This is a genomic window from Tenacibaculum salmonis (assembly GCF_041053065.1).
Classification (GTDB): Bacteria; Bacteroidota; Bacteroidia; order Flavobacteriales; family Flavobacteriaceae; genus Polaribacter; species Polaribacter pacificus_A.
In genome coordinates this window covers 24,286-43,563 of the sequence record NZ_JBFCVV010000002.1, presented here as the reverse complement: position 1 = coordinate 43,563, position 19,278 = coordinate 24,286, and the positions used below count along the sequence as shown (strand labels likewise).

The following is a 19,278-nucleotide window of genomic DNA, read 5'->3' as shown; positions in this document are numbered from 1 at the left end:
TTTTTGTATATTATTTGTTGCGTATTTCGAGCAACTAATTTAGTAAATAAAAGCGGAATAGAAAATCCCCTAAGGATTTTCGTAAGTAGGCTAGAACTAGCAATAAATTATATACGTTGTTGGCAACTGGCTTATTCTATTTATCAATAAAGTTATTTCCACTAACTAAATCAAATTCCCATTTTTTCTGATATTCTCGAACTTTTCGATGTTTTTTGATATCTATATCAATTTCATTTTTAAAACCTAATCCATTATAATATTCAGCATCGAACAATTCCGACATTCTTGGGTCTGCGCAAAAAGTTTCCTCAATAGTCGAGAGTTTTTCAAAGTCTTTTGGTTCGTTGATAAAATAACCACATAATTCCAGTTCATCTCCACAGATTAAATGTTCATTATAAGCTTCTCTATTTTTCAAGTAATTTATAAACTGTGTTCTTGCCATTCCTTTCTTTAATTTTCTTAAAGCAAGTACAAAAGCTTCTAAATCATCAATGCATATAGACCAAGGGTATAATGCATCTTTTTCTTTTATTAATAGATTCTCCAGATTTGTTTGAATATTACCATATTTGAATTGAGTAACAATTATTGAAAAATAATCTTTGACTTTGTTTGGTTTTATTTTGAATATGCTTTTTTGAGTTTTGTTGTCAAAAACATCAAAATCTTTTTCCTCCTCGAATTTATTTTCAACTCGGACACATTGTTCATATCCATTTTGAATTGATTTTTTAAAATCAGATTTTATCTTGTCAAATGCTTTTATTGGGTCACGCATTGGTGCTCTGAAAAGAGTGTCTTTAATTTCTATGATGAAGAAAAAACCTTTGAAGTTAATTAATAAATCTTGTTCAGACTTTTTATTATCGACATAGTATGAATTAAATATTAGAGCTTCTTTTCCAAATAATTTTCTGAAAACTTCTTCTACTTTCTTTTCAAGCATTTGATTCTTGAATTGAGTATATTTTTCTTTCTTAATTTCAGATAGTTTAGAATTAATTCTGTTGTATAAGCTTTCTATTAAGAACTTGTATTGTGGGCATAAATATTCTACTGAATTTAGCTTTATTAAAGGTGTATCAAAAAATGGGTTTTTATCAGCGTAATAAACTATTTTACCTTTATTTAAATTTTCATCATAGGTTAAATATTCGATTAATTTTTTAACAATTCCTTTTGGTAAATCGACACTATAAATGTCATTAATATTTTGAATAAAAATAAAACCAGGCTTAAATTTATATTCTTTTAATAAAGCCAATTCTGGTTCATCCCACCAATCTTTGGGGTCATTTATTCCTCTTTTAATAAATTTTTCTGTTAATTTTGGCCATTCCTCTTGATTTAATGGGTAAAAATTACAGTCAGTATATTTTTTATTAATTAAACCCTTAATATGATTGCAAAAGGTAATAGATTCAGAGACTGTAAATCCAAGATGTTTTTTTACTTCTTCGTCAAAATTTCCACAATTCCTTTTTAGCCTTTCTAAAGTTTGTTCATCATATGAAAGTTGTGCGTTATTAAAATAATTTAGAAATGAAGTTAGTGAGACTGAAATTTTATCACGGTTAGGACTATCTTTCATATTTTCTTCAAAAAAACCAATATCTCCAAAATAGGTCATTTCTATTTCATTAAGAAGTTTTGTGATTTTTTCCCATTCTTCTTTCGAAAACCCAACTTTGTTACCGTCAATTTCAACCGAAAAGAATAAATCTGTTAGATACACAAACTGTTTCATTGGTGACATTAAGTTTTTAAAAATCTCGGAAGTTTCTCTTTGGTCAATATGAATTGTCATTTGTGTCAAATATGGCAAAAATGACTCCTTTTTAAAACCTTTAATTAATGATGAAAGGTCATTAATTATTTCCTCTTGCGTTCTTCTCGATAAACGAATTTTCTGCATAGCATCATATTTTTTTTTCAATGCTTTAATTGCTTCTGAATTTGATTCGTGCATTTTATTTTTCTAATGGTGATTGTGCGTTTTTGCTTGTTGCCAACGGTTTTATATATGGTTTGTTGCGTGTTTCAAGTTCTAAATATATTAAATAAAAACGAAATAGAAAATCCCCTAAGGATTTTCGTAAGTAGATAAGCACTAGCAATAAATTATATATGTTGTTGTAATTAGTGATTTTCTAACTAAATTTCTCATTTCTTAATTTTCAATTTTTCCGTTTTATTTCTCTTTTTACGTTTCTACTTAAAACTCCGCCTTAATTAATTCACGCTTTATTTTCAGCGTTAATTTCTGCCTTTTTTTCACGTTTCTGCTTCAAACTCCACTTTAATTAATTTCCATAGATTTATTCACGCTTTACTTTTCAGAGTTTAATTCTGTTTTTTCTCTTTTTTAGGATTTACTTTCTAAAAATAGAGTAGCAGTCATTTTCAATTTTTCCAGCGTAATATTATTCAATATTAATTTCTAGAAAAGATAAATCACTAATTAGGAATTTCAGGCTGAAATTCCGCCATTAATTACAACGGTTTTATATATGATTTGTTGCGTGTTTCAAGTTACTAATATAGTTTAAAAAACTCAAACATCTACATTTGTGAGTATTTTCCGAAGGAAAATAAACGAGCAATGAATTATATATGTTGTTGCCAAATGCGATTTTTTGTTTAAATTCTAAATTTTCAATATTTTCTAAATTATTGAATTTAAGTAAACTTTAATTCAGCATTTTTTAATTCCGTAATATTTATTTTCAGTTTTTATAAAACTCTAAATTTTCAATCTTTTTAAATGATTCAATTTAAGTGAAATTTTAATTCCACGTTTTAATTCCGCGATATTTATTTCAGTTTTTATAATCCTCTAAATTTTCAATATTTTTAAATTATTCAATTTAAGTGAAATTTCAATTCCACGTTTTAATTCCGCGATATTTATTTCAGTTTTTATAATCCTCTAAATTTTCAATATTTTCTAAACTATTCAATTTGAGTAAAACTTTAATTCTACGTTTTAAATTCCGCGATATTTATTTTCAATTTTATAAACTTCGGGTTTTTCAATAAATTCTAAATTATTAAATTTAAGTAAAATGTCAATTCGACTTTTTTATTCCGTAATATTGGTTTTCAGCATTTTATTTTTCTGAGTTTTTGGCAACGTTTATGTATAAGAAAAGTTGCGTGTTTTAAGCAATAAAGTTAGTAAATAAAACACGAACCAAGAAAATCCGCGAGGATTTTCGTAAGTAAGCTATTACCAGCAATTTTTTTTATACGGTGTTGTAGGTAGTTTTTATCTTTTCATTCTTATTGAAATCGGATATTCTTTTCCGCTAATTTTTGTCCAACCAACTATTAAAATCCAATTAGGATGCAAACTTAAATTAATATTCAAGTCGTTATGTTCCATAAAATAAACAGCAGTTTCATAATCGTTTTGATTTTCTTCGTTAATTACAATTTGTCCTTTTTTTCCTAAATCTATTTCACGTGCATAAAATTCAGGCGAGTATATTCCGAAACCAAATTCAAAATCTTCCTTTTCACAGAGTTCATCAAAAATATTTTCATCTGACTTAATTGTCAAATCAATTATTTCATTCCCATTAATTTCAATCGTTGATTTTTCTCGGTCAAATGAAAAATTATAATTTCCAATTATAAATTCCTCTTTAATTTCTTCAGTTTCGTTCGTTTTTTTCTTAAATATATTTCTCATTCATCTACTTTTAACCTCGTTCTTCTTTTACAGTTGCAGCATTTAAAATTGATAATAAGTCATTATTTGCTTCATTGATTATTGAATCAATTTCATTTTCAAATCGAGATAAATATATGATAGCAGACTTTACTTGAAATAAATTGTATTTCGATGTATCAACATTAAGTTTCTTAAATTTGATTTCAACAGTTTTTAAATGATAATTTTTATCAGTTAATAATTCAAAATAAAGTTTTTCAGGGTCTTTTCTCATAATTACCTACAACGTTTAGTATAAAATACGTAGGGCAGAGGGTAAACACTGAACTTCGGGTTTGACACTTAGCCAAATATAATATTTTGTATTTATCTTTTATACTGAAATGCCAAATTTTATATTTGGCGGACTTTACAAATAGGCACAGGACTTTGGATTTAGCACAAAAGCCCTATGTTTTTTATACATTGTTGCCATTTCGTTGTTTTTCAGCTTTCATATTATTTTTTTAATGATGCATTAGTTTTTTTTATATTATTTCATACCTCTTTTAATTTGCCTTCTTAATATTAAATTTTTGAGTAAATTAAATAGTAAATAATAGAATAGTAATGGAAGTATAAATTGGGTTATAGAGCTTATAGAAAAAGGCTTACTTCCACAAATAATAGATTCTACAAAAATATAAAAATTATAAGGAAAATAAACTACTGATTCTGGATTTGAGAAGATATAAAATCCTAAGAAAAGCAATAAAATCATATAATTTATTGAAGCATAAAGAATTAAAAAAATATTTTTTATTGAAGTCGAAAAAAGAAGATTTTTTTTAAATAATGATGCTATAAAACTAAACAAAAGAGATTTAGATATTTTATGTAAATTAGGTATATTAGTAGCATCAGATAATATCCAATAACCATCACTTCTTAAAAAGGGATTTAGATTTAATAAAGATTTGGTAAAAATTAATACACCTGTTATTAGTAAAATTTCTTTACCCCAAATAAAACCAATTAATATATATAAAGAACTAATAATAAGTTCAAAGTAAATACCAGCTAAGTTTACAACGATTCTCTGACTTGGTTTTAATTTCCAAATATCTGAAACATCAGCAAAGTAAACTGGAGAAAAAAGGTAAAACCCACCACCAATACCTCCATGTTTCGCTCCAAAATAACTTGTTGCAGTTGCGTGTCCTAATTCATGGAATGTTACGCTAACAAAACCTAAAATAAAAATAAATAACCAATCATACGCTTTAAAATTTTGAGAAATAATTATATCAAAATTATTAATTACACTAGTTGTTATAAGAACAAAACAGACAAAAAGTATAGATGCCATTATTTTTTTTTGAAAGAGAAACTTTAAATATGGAGTTATTTTTTCAATTAATCTTTCGGGAAATAAAATAAAACTTAATTTTAAATAATCGGGTTTTTTACTTTTTTTAATAGTCACATATGTACTTTCAATGATACCATATTCTGCAAAATTTATAAATAAAAGATTAAACAATTCATTTACATCAAGAATATTGTCAATATCAGAATTTATAGTTAATAAGTTTTTAACATTGTCTATTTTATTAAGTATATCAAAAGTTTCTTTTGTTACTTTAATTCTATGATTATATTTTGATTGATGGATCAAGTATGAATCTTTTGAAAATGTATGAAAAGAAACGTCTTTAGAAATTCTTGGGACTAGTAGTTCTTTTTTCATATAAAGCTAATGATTTTAATATTGTTGTAGTTGTAAATAAGCGATTAAATTCTTTAGCTCTAACGTTCATTCCTTTTTTTGATATGGGGTATTTCATGTGTTTAGGGATTGTATCACTTGAATCGGGAACTTGTAAGGCGTTTGAATTTTTCCATGAACCATTATCAAATTGATTATTTAATATATATTTGCTTGTCATGTTTGCTTCATTATTAAAGTTTATATCATCAAGTAAATAAACTTCTAATGCTAAACCTGTATAGAATAAGTTAACACCATATTTGTCACTAAAACTACCGTCTTTATTTTGGTGTTTTTTTAATTCTAGTATTATTACTTTTAATTGTTTTTCTTTTCCTAAAAGTAGATAACTTTTAGCTAGATAATAAAATGTATATATAGGACTTGTCCACCAATAGGAGGTTATTTTATCTAGGTTTTGTTTTTCAAAATATGTGATGGCTTTTTTAACACCTAAAGTTTTAATTTTTATTTGTAAAAGAACAAATAAAGAAACTGCACTAACGCAATGATGTGTAGAGACCCAACCTTTAGCATTTTTGATGTTTTTATCATTTAAAGAATTTAGCAAATATTTTTCATCTTTGTATGTTGAAAAACTACCATCATCTTTCTGAAATTTAAACCATTCTTTTAAAGATGATTTTGGTATATTAATGCCATTAAATAAAAAAGCTAAAAAAACAAAATTTGAAGTATCTGAATCGCTAATCCAAGTAGCATTATAACCCCAAAGATTATCTTTTTTTGATTTAATTAAAAAAGATAGAGCCTTTTTGATTTCTTCTTTAAAAAAACAAGAGAGTTCAGTATCTGAAATTGTTGAGACAATGTAAGCTGTAGACCAAGTGGAACTTATACCTCCTTGATTAATATATTCATGCCAAGAACCATCTGTTTTTTGTTGACTTATAATGTATTGTTTAGCTTTTGCAATACTCTTTGATAAAGAGTTGTTTTTAATAATTGTTTTAGATAAAGAGACATCAGCATTTAGTAGCTCTAAATAGTTGTCTATTTCTATTATAGAACTTTCAAATTGTTTTTTAGTAGTTGTTAATATGTCTAACCATAATGGAACTTTAATACTTTCTATTTCTAGTTGAGCTTTGTCTAAGTATTTGATTGCTTTTAAAAATATTTTTTTTGCGTATCCTTTTATATATAATAATTTATTTAAAGTTGAAATATCACTATTGACATCATTATTTTTTTTCATCAAATAATAAGCCCAGTTAAATTGACCTTTTTCAAAATCTTTCTTAAAATCTTGTATGTCATCATTTAATTGAAATGCTACCGAAAAGTAATCATGGGACTTTAATAATGAATTATATGTATCATAATCATTGCCTTCAGATAGAATAAAAACGGCATCAATTGCAGATTTTCCAAAAGATGATTTATAGCCTGCTAGTATTTTATATTCGCTAAAATCAGCATTTTTTTCTTGTTTTAATTTTTCTTCAATTTTTACAGCTTTGAAGTATTCCTTTCTTCTGTTGTTCCAAAGATTCCAAAAGGGTGAATCTAAACCAAAAATATTAGTTAATAATTTAACAGATTCTTCTTGTGAAATCATAATAGATAAAATTTTATCTTTTTTGTTATCATCAATGATGTCATCTAGAAAAAGTGTTGATTGATAGTAAAGGTAACCTGCAATGCATAAGTTATTTATATTTTCTACGTAAAATGGAGTTGTAAAAAGTTTTGGGTAATAAAGATAAAATAGAGGGTTACTATTTATAAACCCCTCATCGGATAACAACAACTTTACATTATCAATTATCTCCAATTTTGAAACATAATCTTTATAATTAGATTTTTGATTTTCTATAAACGAATCATTCTTCATTATTTTAATTATTAATAAATGCTTTTTCTTTTTTTGTTAATAGAATATTATTAGAATTAATAATTGTTTGAGAAGGTAAGCTTTTATATATTGGATTATTTAAATCTATTAGACCATCATCATTTACTCTTTTTGATTTTGATTCTTTTAAAACATATAAGCTATTTGAAAACTTTATAGTATGTGGCGTTTTATCATAATTAAATAAAAGGTTAATAGTCGTGTTAAAAAAATTAAGAGACCATTTACCCTCATTATTTTGAGCAAAACTATAATCGAAAGAATTATTTTTATAATCAGTAATAGCTGTTTTGCCAGTTTCTTTACCTATTTCTTTTGAAATTCTATTTTGAAATTCTATGTTTTTTGAAAAATTAATTATAGCATTTGTTTTTTTATCAAAAATAATTTTACCATTATTTCTATTTGAAACACCTTCTTCATTTATTTTCCAATCTGTTGAATAAGAAACGGTAATACTATTATCATCAGATTCTTCAATTGAAGAATAAATCTCACCAATATCAGGTAATAATAAAGAGTTAATTGCGTGATTTAAATAGAAAAAATTTATTAAACTTTTAGAAACAATTGCACCAGAATTATTTTCTTCGTCTTTACTTTTTTTGTTATCTAAATTTAAAGGGATATTTTTACTGTAACTAATTTCATTAAGTTTGAGTTTTGCGAATTTATTGTAATTTTTTTTAAAAGGATGTTCAGAACTTTTGCTCCACCAAAGTATTTGAGAAAGAAAAAGTCTTTTATAATTACCATCAAATAAAAATGTTTCTTTAAAAGAACATTCTTTTTTAGTCGGATATTCAACATACAGATCTGAAAAATTATCTAGTACATATTGCAACTTTTTTTTTATATTAACATTAGTTACTTTAACCTCTTCTAACAGATTGTTTTTTTGTGACAACCAAATAGTATCCAATTCCGTAATTTTATTTTTTAAAATGAGTTTTTCGTTATAGTTAAGATGTAATAAAGACAAATTACTGTTCTTGATAAGTAAGTTTGCTTTACCCTCTTCATTTGAAATAGAGCCTTCATTCAAATCTCGATAAAATAAGTGAACTTGAGAAATTGGTTGCTTAGTGTTTTCATCTAATACAATTATTTCTTTTTCTTGGCTGTAACCAAGAAAAGAAAGAAAAGAAAGAAAAGGAAATAATATTTTTTTCATAATATTTTAAATTTAATAAAATGGGATAGAGTAAACTACCCCATTTGTAATGAATAATTGTTACTTTATTGGAACTGTAACCGAAACACTTTGTCCCTCGTAACTACCAGTAACTTTAACTTCACTAATCCATGCCATTTCATAGCGATGTTCTAGTTCTTCGAGTTGAAATTTGTCAACTAACTGTTTTTGATTTTTCATATAATATAGATTTATCAAAAATTATGCCTACTCTTTACAGGATTTTCGGCTTCTCCTTTCTTTTATTTCCGTAAACTTGCTAGACAATGAATGGCAACGTGTTTGTGTATGATTAGTTGCGTGTTTTAAGCACTAAAGTTAGTAAATAAATCACAGATAGAAAGTTCACGAGGACTTTCGTAAATTGGCTAAAACCAGCAATTAATTATACACGGTGTTGGCATTAGTTTTTCTTCATTACTAATGCTCATAATCGTCATTATACTAATATATTCAGAGTTAATCATATTTTTTATAAACTCATTGAGTTTATATTTAAAAGAAGGGTTTGTTATTTTAATGCTTACTAATTATGTTAGTTTCAAATAAAATTTACCGGTATTAAATAATCAGTCCTTCTTAAAATAAATAAGAAGGACTGAAATCATTAAGTAAATATTTATTTAACTTTTTTTAGTCCCTTGATTAGGATTCATTTGTTTTCCTCTATTACCTTGATTTTGAGAGTATGCTTTATTAGTTCCATTTGAACCTTTGTTGGCATTCTGTTGATTTGAACTGTTCTGACTTGGTGTTGTTTTTTTACTCATAATATTTTTTTTAAGATTTAATTAATTTATGTCAAAATCAATACCAGACAGTTAATATTGTCATTATGGCATATGTAGACGACATTAAGTCGCTGTAATTCTTTGTTTTATCTAATTAAGTTAATGATTTCAATAACTATTTATATAAGTTAAGTAATTCTTTTTTTTAACTAAATATTTTTTCAATTTATACCATTTCTTAGCTATTTATATTTTTTTAAATTACTGTCAAACCTTGTTGGCATTAGTTTTTTTCGTTCTTAGCTTCTTCTCTTGTATGATATATTTCACTACTCCAAAGTAACCAAGAGTCAAAGTTTTTTTCATTTGGTTTTTTAGGAAAACTTCGAACGCTTACTTTAACTTCGTTCTCACTAATCGTTTCGTGATGAATTTTGTCAAGCTTTAATTTTTCGATAATATTTTCAAATTTCGTAAAATATGTTTCTCCAATTATTAAAGTAATATTTCCAATTTTCATTCTAAAATTATTTATAGGGATTGTAAGTTCCTAAACCTTGACATTTTGGGCACTCAATACTTTCGTCTCCATTTTCAGATTGAATAATTCCTGACCCTTCGCATTTATCACATTCGTATTTTTTCTTTTCCATAATAATTTTAGATTTAATTTGTTAGCGCAATAGCGCCTGCAATGGATGTTCCAATAGCCCAAACTGACTCAATCGTAGATTTTATTCCATTCATAATATTTGTTCTGACGTTATTGTTTTTGTTTTTTATTTGTTCCATATTCGTATTTTTTTTAAAGGTTATTTGGTTTAATATGAACCTTAAAGTTACTAAAAAAGCTACTGGAACAAAACCATTGCAGAGCATATTGTCTACCCCTGTTTCCAAGGATTTCTTAATGTTTTCTATTTTCGTTTTTAATTAATGCCAACGTTTTTGTATATTATTTGTTGCGTATTTAGAGCAACTAATTTAGTTAATAAAAGTGAAATATGAAATATAAAAAAACCTTTTCGTAAATATTTAAAAACTAGCAATAAATTATATACGGTGTTGCAAGTAGTGATTTTCTAACTATATTTTCATTTCTTAATTTTAAATTTTTATTTTTCCTTCTTTTTTTTACGTTTCAGCTTAAAATTCCGCATTATTTTATTTCCGCTTATCTTTTTAGTAATACATTTTAATCAAAAGATGGATATTGCTTCATTTTAAACATTTCTGCTGTTGGTGGATAAGGTATTTTGTAATTTAATAGCTCTAAATCTTCAATACTTAAATCATATCGTTTTAATATTAAATAGTCTTTTCTAACTTTTCCCCAGCCTTCTTTTTTTATTATATCCATATCAAAAATAAATATTGACAAAGTATCTTTTGATAAATCAGACACTACCTCTCTCCAACTCTTTGGAATATCAATTGAAGCTGTTGATAAACCAACAATTCTTGTAATATTTGAACTGTTAATTAGTGTATCTGGATATTGAAGTTTTGAAATAAGTTTTTCATTCAATAGGCTTTGTGAAACATTAGATGCTTGATAAAAAGATATAGGTTTATTTGAATTATTTCGAACACTCAATCCATAAAAAGTATCAGGATATTCACATTTTGAAAATAAAAAAAAAGACAAAAAGAAAACTATATATTTCATGTTTTAAATGTTTATGTTATTTAATCTATGGTTACGAAGAATCCCTTGTTTTTTTCCAGAATTCTCTTTTAGTAGCAAAGGTTGCTTCTCCAATATCTACTTTGTCTATTTTATTTACGATTCATTTTTACAAGTAAAACTATCTCTTTTTTAGGATTCATTTTCTAAAAATATAGTAGAAGTCATTTTCAATTTTTATAGGGCAATATTTTTCAATATTAATTTCTAGAAAAGATAAATCACTAATTAGGGATTTCTGAGGAAATTCCGCCATTACTTGCAACGTTATTTGTATATGATTTGTTGCGTTTTTCGAGCAACTAATTTAGTTAATAAAAGTGAAATATAAAATTTAAAAAATGATATTCTTAATTTAAAAAAACTAGCAATAAATTATATACGCTGTTGTGTTTAGTAGTTTTTTCATTTTAGTTCATTAATTTTATTAGAATTTTAAACTTTTCAATTTATTTATAATTCTTTTAAGTTTTAATGAGTTTAATGTTTCAGAGTTTAATTCCGCCAATTTACTTACGTTTCAACTTTCGATTCATTAATTTTATTAAAAGCTCAAATTTTTCAATTTATTTATGAACTTTTATAATTCCTTTTTAATATTCATGATTTTTTGCGCTTCAGAGTTTAATTCCGCGGATTTCCTGAGCTTTTTACGTTTCTACTTATATTCAGCTATTTTCTTAAAATAATTTTTTCTACGCTGGTTTTTTCACGTTTCAATTTTTTATTAGAGTAGAAGTATTTTTTACTTTTTAGTCTAGATTTTGTGTCTGCTTAATTTTTAGTTTATAAAATACTCATTAGGAATTTCTGAGGAAATTCCGCTATTAAACACAACGGTTTGTATATGATTTCGTTGCGAAATCATAGCACTAATATAGTTTAAAAAACTCAAACATCTACGTTTGCGAAGATTTTCCGCAGGAAAATCAATAAGCAATGAATTATATATGTTGTTAGTTTTTGTTGCGAGACATTTAAATAAGCACGTTTACTTTACGTTTCTACTTTTTTCCATAAACTCTCACAATTTTTTTGATTTAAAAACTCTTTTAATTTTTTTAAGGTTTTAATTCTTTTATTTTATGGAGTTTTTTAATTCAGCAAATAACTCACGTTTCTACATTTTTATTTTTAGAGAAATTGTGCGAACTCATTTTCGTGTTTTATGTCCCGAAAACAAGCTAAATTCCCGCTGTTGTTTTTAACTCACAGAGTTATAGGTTTTTGATTAAATTACTTTTTAAAATTTTCAATTATTTATTATTTTCTCTAGATGTTAATTTTTTCGAGCGATAAAAACTAACGTTTTTGTATATTATTTGTTGCGTATTTCTAGCAACTAATTTAGTAAATAAAAGCGGAATAGAAAATCCCCTAAGGATTTTCGTAAGTAGGCTAGCACTAGCAATAAATTATATACGGTGTTACCACACGTTTTTATTCCGTTATTTTATTAATTCAGTTTTTTGTTTTCCAAAATATCAAATCCGAAATAACCTTTTTTAACTTCTAATTCTACATTAGTAAAAAAGTCCATTTTTTCATAATATTCGTTATTAAAAACTAACTCTTTTATTTTTCCGTCATAATTTATTTGGAAAGTTGGTTTTCTTTCGTCTCTCTGATATTTTCCTCCAGGTAAAGATGAACGTTCAACAATTTCATACGTTTTTTTCACTGTTGTTTTGTCAGCAAAGTAATAATTCGTTAAAATAAAAATTGAGCAAGCCATAAATCCAAATCCACACAAATAATGTATTGAAGAATAAAAATAAAGTCCAATTCCACTGTATTTATAAGTTTTTCCGTAATTTTTATAGTCAACAAGAAAAGTTGTAATTCCCACAATAAGAATAATTCCGATTAAGATTTTTAAATCAATTATTGTGTTCCTAAATATTGTGATTTGCCAAGCCATTAAAGACAAACCTAAAATAAAAATTGTTGGATAAAATATTTTTCGTTTTTTTTTCGTCATTTTTGATTAATGTGTGGTAACGTTTTTGTATAAAAATAGTTGCGGTTTTGTCAGCGAGGAATTTCCTTTGGAAATTCAGAAGTTGGCAAAAATGCAACAGCCTTTGATAAAGCACGAACTTAGGAATTTTTTTTATACTGTGTTATGTTTTTTTGCGAAACATTTGAGTAAACACATTTTGATTCTGCTTTCAATTTTCACACATTTGAGTAAATTCCTATGTTTTTACTTTAAAAAACTAATTTAGGGAAAAATTTCCGAACAAATTCCTTCTTTTTACATTTTGAGCGATTTCTTACATTTTAATTCTGCAAACTTGCTAAATTCAGTCAGATGAAAAATCAGTGATAAGATTATTCAGGACGCAATTCCGTTTTCGTAAATGAGCTTAAATTCCGCAAAGATTTTCAATTCAAAATTTGAGTGATAATTCAATCAGATTCTAGCTCATTTTTCACTCATTTTATTCCAGTTTCAGATTCTCCTGAGCAATGAAACATAACGTTTTTGTATATTATTTGTTGCGTATTTCGAGCAACTAATTTAGTTAATAAAAGTGAAATATAAAATTTAAAAAATGATATTCTTAATTTAAAAAAACTAGCAATAAATTATATACGCTGTTGTGTTTAGTAGTTTTTTCATTTTAGTTCATTAATTTTATTAGAATTTTAAACTTTTCAATTTATTTATAATTCTTTTAAGTTTTAATGAGTTTAATGTTTCAGAGTTTAATTCCGCTGATTTTCTTACGTTTCAACTTTCAATTCATTAATTTTATTAAAAGCTCAAATTTTTCAATTTATTTATGAACTTTGATAATTCCTTTTTAATATTAATGATTTTTTGCGCTTCAGAGTTTAATTCCGCGGATTTCCTGAGCTTTTTACGTTTCTACTTATATTCAGCTATTTTCTTAAAATAATTTTTTCTACGCTGGTTTTTTCACGTTTCAATTTTTTATTAGAGTAGAAGTATTTTTTACTTTTTAGTCTAGATTTTGTGTCTGCTTAATTTTTAGTTTATAAAATACTCATTAGGAATTTCTGAGGAAATTCCGCTATTAAACACAACGTGATTGTGTAAGGTTAGTTGCGTGTTTCAAGCAACTAATTTACTAGATTAATCCCGAACGGCGAAATTCCGAAGGAATTTCCCAAGTGAGCTTTTACTAGCAATTAATTTTACACGGTGTTGTAGCCAGTTTTTATTAATTCCAATGTCTCTTTATTATCTGAAAAAACATAAAAAGAAGAATTTTCAACAACTTTTTTATTCAAAAAAATTATTAATTCCTTACTTGCTTTGTCTTCAATAAATTTTTCGGTTTGGATTTCGTTAAAATGAATTCTTATAGCTCTTTTTGGTGATAAAGGATAATATAATTCTAAATCTGTTACGTTTCCTTCATTATCAAGTTTGTCACTTAATATATTAAAGACTGGTTGGTCTCCAGTAATTAATGGAATTTCAGTTTCATTTTGAATAAAAACAAATCTTAATTTTCTATCCAAACAAATACTCTTCGCAAGTTTGGTAGACATTTGATAACTAATAATATTCCAACATTTTTTAGCAAGATTTTCAAATTTACCATCTCCTTTGAATGACTTCAAAGTTGCTGTTTTCATTTTTTTAGTTCTGAAGTATTGAAAAGAAAGGAACATAATTGCTCCAAATAAATCATACTCTTCATTTTCTAATGATTTTAAATCAGATAAGCTTTCACATCTAATTAACTTATGACCTGTATTTTCTATCAAGCTATGCGCATCTTCCATAGCATTAATTTCCAATTTTTTAATCTCATCAGTCAATTCAATACTCTTATTTTTAGATGATCTTTGCATTAGTTTTTTTAATTTACTAATACTTGTAAAAGCTGTAAAATAGTCGAACACCAAGCCTTTTAAGTCTTTAGGTGTTGTTTCCTCAAGGAATTTTTTCAGAAAACTTTCTTCTTCATCCGTAAAATCTATTAACTTATAGAAATATTTTTCCAGTGCAACTCCCATCAATCCGGGCTTTTCTATTTTATCTAATTCTTTAAAAAATGTCCAAATATTTTCTTTGTCAGACCAATTCCTTAAATAATGTCTCCAAACATAATGTTGTCTTTTCTTTATGTCACTCATAGTTTTTTATGTGTTCGAAAGTTCTTAAATTGGCTACAACGTTTTTGTATATTATTTGTTGCGTATTTCGAGCAACTAATTTAGTTAATGAAATCGAAATATAAAATTTAAAAAAATATTTTCATAAATATTTAAAAACTAGCAATAAATTATATACGGTGTTGCAAGTAGTGATTTTCTAACTATATTTTTCATTTCTTAATTTTCAATTTTCCCGTTTTATTTCTCTCTTTTTTTACGTTTTTACTTAAAACTCCGCCTTAATTAATTTCCGCCTATTTATTCACGATTTATTTTCAGCGTTAACTTCTGCTTTTTTGACGTTTCTACTTAAAACTCCGCTTTAATTAATTTCCGCTTATTTATTCACGCTTTATTTTTCAGCGTTCAATTCTGTTTTTTCTCTTTTTAGGATTGATTTTCTAAAAATAGATTAGAAGTCATTTTCAATTTTTCCAGCGCAATATTATTCAATATTAATTTCTAGAAAAGATAAATCACTAATTAGGAATTTCAGGCTGAAATTCCGCCATTACTTGCAACGTTTTTATATATGATTTGTTGCGTGTTTCAAGTTACTAATATAGTTTAAAAAACTCAAACATCTACGTTTGCGAGTATTTTCCGAAGGAAAATAAACGAGCAATGAATTATATATGTTGTTGCCAAATGCGATTTTTTGTTTAAATTCTAAACTTTAAATATTTTCTAAATTATTGAATTTTAGCAAAACTTAATTCAGCATTTTTTAATTCCGCGATATTTATTTTCAGTTTTTATAAAACTCTAAATTTTCAATCTTTTTAAATGATTCAATTTAAGTGAAATTTTAATTCCATGTTTTAATTCCGCGATATTTATTTCAGTTTTTATAATCCTCTAAATTTTCAATATTTTTAAATTATTCAATTTAAGTGAAATTTCAATTCCACGTTTTTAATTCCGCGATATTTATTTCAGTTTTTATAATCCTCTAAATTTTCAATATTTTCTAAACTATTCAATTTGAGTAAAACTTTAATTCTACGTTTTAAATTCCGCGATATTTATTTTCAATTTTATAAACTTCGGGTTTTTCAATAAATTCTAAATTATTAAATTTAAGTAAAATGTCAATTCGACTTTTTTATTCCGTAATATTGGTTTTCAGCATTTTATTTTTCTGAGTTTTTGGCAACGTTTTTATATATGATTTGTTGCGTGTTTCAAGTTACTAATATAGTTTAAAAAACTCAAACATCTACGTTTGCGAGTATTTTCCGAAGGAAAATAAACGAGCAATGAATTATATATGTTGTTGCCAAATGCGATTTTTTGTTTAAATTCTAAATTTTCAATATTTTCTAAATTATTGAATTTAAGTAAACTTTAATTCAGCATTTTTTAATTCCGTAATATTTATTTTCAGTTTTTATAAAACTCTAAATTTTCAATCTTTTTAAATGATTCAATTTAAGTGAAATTTTAATTCCACGTTTTAATTCCGCGATATTTATTTCAGTTTTTATAATCCTCTAAATTTTCAATATTTTTAAATTATTCAATTTAAGTGAAATTTCAATTTCACGTTTTAATTCCGCGATATTTATTTCAGTTTTTATAATCCTCTAAATTTTCAATATTTTCTAAACTATTCAATTTGAGTAAAACTTTAATTCTACGTTTTAAATTCCGCGATATTTATTTTCAATTTTATAAACTTCGGGTTTTTCAATAAATTCTAAATTATTAAATTTAAGTAAAATGTCAATTCGACTTTTTTATTCGGTAATATTGGTTTTCAGCGTTTCTTGGATTCAATGTTCTAACGCAACAAAGCGTTGTTAATTTTTGATGGTACTAAGCTATGTTTTTTATTTCAATATCCATCATTTCTTTAGGAGTTTTGTACGCTATAATTTTCCGAGGTCTATTGTTTAATTTTTGTTGAATAATTTGTAGTTGATTTTGGCTAATTTCATTAAAATTAGTACCCTTAGGCAGATATCGTCTAATGAGTCCATTTGTGTTTTCATTGGTGCCTCTTTCCCACGAAGAATATGGATGTGCAAAGTAAATTTTCATACCTGTTTTTTGTGTTATTTTTTGATGCCTTGCCATTTCAATTCCGTTGTCATATGTCATTGATTTTTTATAAATAGGATTTAATTTATTCAATATTTTACTAAACTGATTGGCAACTTCCATCGCTTTTTTCGATTTTAGTTTGATGATTAAAGTGAACCTTGTTTTGCGTTCAACAATTGTTCCGATAGCACTTTTATGGTCTTTTCCAATGATTAAGTCACCTTCCCAATGTCCAACTTCATCTCTAAGTTCAATATGCTTAGGTCTGTTGTCAATACTAACTTGATTGATTATTTTAGAGCCACCACCACGTTTTTTTTTATGAGGTCTCCGCCTTGTTTTTTTACGAACTAGAAGTTTTATTAATTTTTTATTTAAACTAGCTTGTGGTCTGGTGTAAATGTGTCTATAGATAGCTTCATGTGAAATAGACATTATTGGGTTGTTTGGATATAACTCTTTGAGTCTTCCTGAAATTTGTTCAGGAGTCCAGTTAGATAAAAGTCCTTTATAAACAAAAAATTTGAGTAGGGAATAGGTGCTTATTTTATCAAGGTTTCTTTTGTTCACATAATCATCTTTAGCGTTCCAATGTGCTAATTCAGCATCATATTTATCTTCTTTATTTTGTACCCATTTAGAGACTTCTCTAAAGATTGTTGAACGTGCTCTTTTTAATGTTTTAGCGATATAAGATTTAGACTTTTTTTCATTTAAAAGAGTCTGAATAATAACTCTTTCTTTTAGAGTTAAACGTCTATGCTTTTTTATTTCCATTTTACAAATCTATAATTTTAGATTTGTTGCGTTAAGTTATTGAATGGAGCTTTTATTTTTCGGAGTTTTTGGCAACGGTTTTATATATGGTTTGTTGCGTGTTTCAAGTTCTAAATATATTAAATAAAAACGAAATAGAAAATCCCCTAAGGATTTTCGTAAGTAGATAAGCACTAGCAATAAATTATATATGTTGTTGTAATTAGTGATTTTCTAACTAAATTTCTCATTTCTTAATTTTCAATTTTTCCGTTTTATTTCTCTTTTTACGTTTCTACTTAAAACTCCGCCTTAATTAATTCACGCTTTATTTTCAGCGTTAATTTCTGCCTTTTTTTCACGTTTCTGCTTCAAACTCCACTTTAATTAATTTCCATAGATTTATTCACGCTTTACTTTTCAGAGTTTAATTCTGTTTTTTCTCTTTTTTAGGATTTACTTTCTAAAAATAGAGTAGCAGTCATTTTCAATTTTTCCAGCGTAATATTATTCAATATTAATTTCTAGAAAAGATAAATCACTAATTAGGAATTTCAGGCTGAAATTCCGCCATTAATTACAACGTTTTTGTATATTATTTGTTGCGTATTTCGAGCAACTAATTTAGTAAATAAAAGCGGAATAGAAAATCCCCTAAGGATTTTCGTAAGTAGGCTTGTACTAGCAATAAATTATATACGTTGTTAGCTTTAGTATTTACTTGATTAATCTATTTATTTTGTATTCATTTTTCTTTTCATTATATAAGTTGATGTCAATTAAGTTATTATTCAGTAACCAATTTATTTGTTCTATAAAAGTTTCTTCAGGAATATCAAAATCCACTCTAGAATATTTTTCAACTAAAACCTTTTTAGACTTTTCAATTAAAATTGAAGAAAATTCTTCAACCTCTTTTTTTGATGGATAGTCTAAATAAAAAATTAAATTTCCATGAGTTGTATTAATAGTCAAAGTATTATTCATTGGAGCTTTTAAAGTAATAATTCCTATAATGAGCATGAAAATTCCAGCCCAAATAATTCCGTCTTTTTCTCCATTAGGATTTCCTTCAATATATAATCCAATCCATGATAAAATTGGAATGAGAATAAATACCATTCCAATAATATTAACTCCTTTTTTAGAGTAAGTTTCAATTGTTTTGTGATGAGCAATATTCTCAATATTTACAGACCATTCTTTTGAGTTTAAAAGACTTTTTTCTTTGATGAATAATTCATTATTTATTAATTCAAACTCTTTAATTTTTTCTCCTCGTTTTTGTCTTAGTTTCATTTTTTTAGCATATTAAAGCTAACGTTTTGTATATGGTTTGTTGCGTTTTTGAAGCACTAAATTTAGTAAATAAAAACGGAATAGAAAATCCCCTAAGGATTTTCGTAGGTAGGCTA

At 25.8% G+C, this 19,278-nt stretch carries 15 protein-coding genes; all 15 read right to left on the bottom strand.

Features of this window, described 5'->3' with window-relative positions:
• Positions 1–136: 136 nt before the first annotated feature.
• The 15 genes from AB0T67_RS12185 to AB0T67_RS12115 all read right to left on the bottom strand — a co-directional run bounded on the left by AB0T67_RS12185 (position 137) and on the right by AB0T67_RS12115 (position 19,162).
• Positions 137–1,975, bottom strand: coding sequence for a hypothetical protein (locus AB0T67_RS12185; RefSeq protein ID WP_369220542.1), 1,839 nt, complete (start codon positions 1,973–1,975; stop codon positions 137–139).
• A gap of 1,299 nt (positions 1,976–3,274) precedes the next feature.
• Positions 3,275–3,700: a hypothetical protein gene (locus AB0T67_RS12180; RefSeq protein WP_369220541.1), complete on the bottom strand. Its 426-nt coding sequence runs from the start codon at positions 3,698–3,700 to the stop codon at positions 3,275–3,277.
• A 10-nt stretch (positions 3,701–3,710) separates the two neighbouring features.
• Positions 3,711–3,956: a hypothetical protein gene (locus AB0T67_RS12175; RefSeq protein WP_369220540.1), complete on the bottom strand. Its 246-nt coding sequence runs from the start codon at positions 3,954–3,956 to the stop codon at positions 3,711–3,713.
• 258 nt (positions 3,957–4,214) lie between these two features.
• Entirely contained in the window at positions 4,215–5,411 is a 1,197-nt protein-coding gene (locus AB0T67_RS12170) for a zinc metalloprotease (protein ID WP_369220539.1), read from the bottom strand.
• Positions 5,377–7,290: a prenyltransferase/squalene oxidase repeat-containing protein gene (locus tag AB0T67_RS12165; protein ID WP_369220538.1), complete on the bottom strand. Its 1,914-nt coding sequence runs from the start codon at positions 7,288–7,290 to the stop codon at positions 5,377–5,379. Before AB0T67_RS12165 ends, AB0T67_RS12170 begins: the two co-directional genes overlap by 35 nt.
• Before the next feature lie 4 nt (positions 7,291–7,294).
• Positions 7,295–8,485, bottom strand: a complete 1,191-nt coding sequence (locus tag AB0T67_RS12160) for a hypothetical protein (protein WP_369220537.1) — start codon at positions 8,483–8,485, stop codon at positions 7,295–7,297.
• Positions 8,486–9,129: 644 nt separating this feature from the next.
• A complete protein-coding gene (locus tag AB0T67_RS12155) occupies positions 9,130–9,276 on the bottom strand; it encodes a hypothetical protein (RefSeq protein WP_369220536.1) in 147 nt (48 codons plus the stop codon).
• 244 nt (positions 9,277–9,520) lie between these two features.
• Positions 9,521–9,757, bottom strand: a complete 237-nt coding sequence (locus tag AB0T67_RS12150) for a hypothetical protein (RefSeq protein ID WP_369220535.1) — start codon at positions 9,755–9,757, stop codon at positions 9,521–9,523.
• Between the two features lie 7 nt (positions 9,758–9,764).
• On the bottom strand, positions 9,765–9,890 hold the full coding sequence (locus AB0T67_RS12145) for a hypothetical protein (protein WP_369220534.1): 126 nt from the start codon (positions 9,888–9,890) through the stop codon (positions 9,765–9,767).
• 13 nt (positions 9,891–9,903) lie between these two features.
• Positions 9,904–10,029: a hypothetical protein gene (locus tag AB0T67_RS12140; protein WP_369220533.1), complete on the bottom strand. Its 126-nt coding sequence runs from the start codon at positions 10,027–10,029 to the stop codon at positions 9,904–9,906.
• A 403-nt stretch (positions 10,030–10,432) separates the two neighbouring features.
• On the bottom strand, positions 10,433–10,906 hold the full coding sequence (locus AB0T67_RS12135) for a hypothetical protein (protein WP_369220532.1): 474 nt from the start codon (positions 10,904–10,906) through the stop codon (positions 10,433–10,435).
• Between the two features lie 1,474 nt (positions 10,907–12,380).
• A complete protein-coding gene (locus tag AB0T67_RS12130) occupies positions 12,381–12,905 on the bottom strand; it encodes a hypothetical protein (protein ID WP_369220531.1) in 525 nt (174 codons plus the stop codon).
• A 1,184-nt stretch (positions 12,906–14,089) separates the two neighbouring features.
• Positions 14,090–15,040: a DUF4238 domain-containing protein gene (locus tag AB0T67_RS12125; protein WP_369220529.1), complete on the bottom strand. Its 951-nt coding sequence runs from the start codon at positions 15,038–15,040 to the stop codon at positions 14,090–14,092.
• Between the two features lie 1,839 nt (positions 15,041–16,879).
• Positions 16,880–17,884: an IS30 family transposase gene (locus AB0T67_RS12120; RefSeq protein WP_369220208.1), complete on the bottom strand. Its 1,005-nt coding sequence runs from the start codon at positions 17,882–17,884 to the stop codon at positions 16,880–16,882.
• A gap of 696 nt (positions 17,885–18,580) precedes the next feature.
• Positions 18,581–19,162: a hypothetical protein gene (locus AB0T67_RS12115; RefSeq protein ID WP_271230361.1), complete on the bottom strand. Its 582-nt coding sequence runs from the start codon at positions 19,160–19,162 to the stop codon at positions 18,581–18,583.
• Positions 19,163–19,278: the final 116 nt, after the last annotated feature.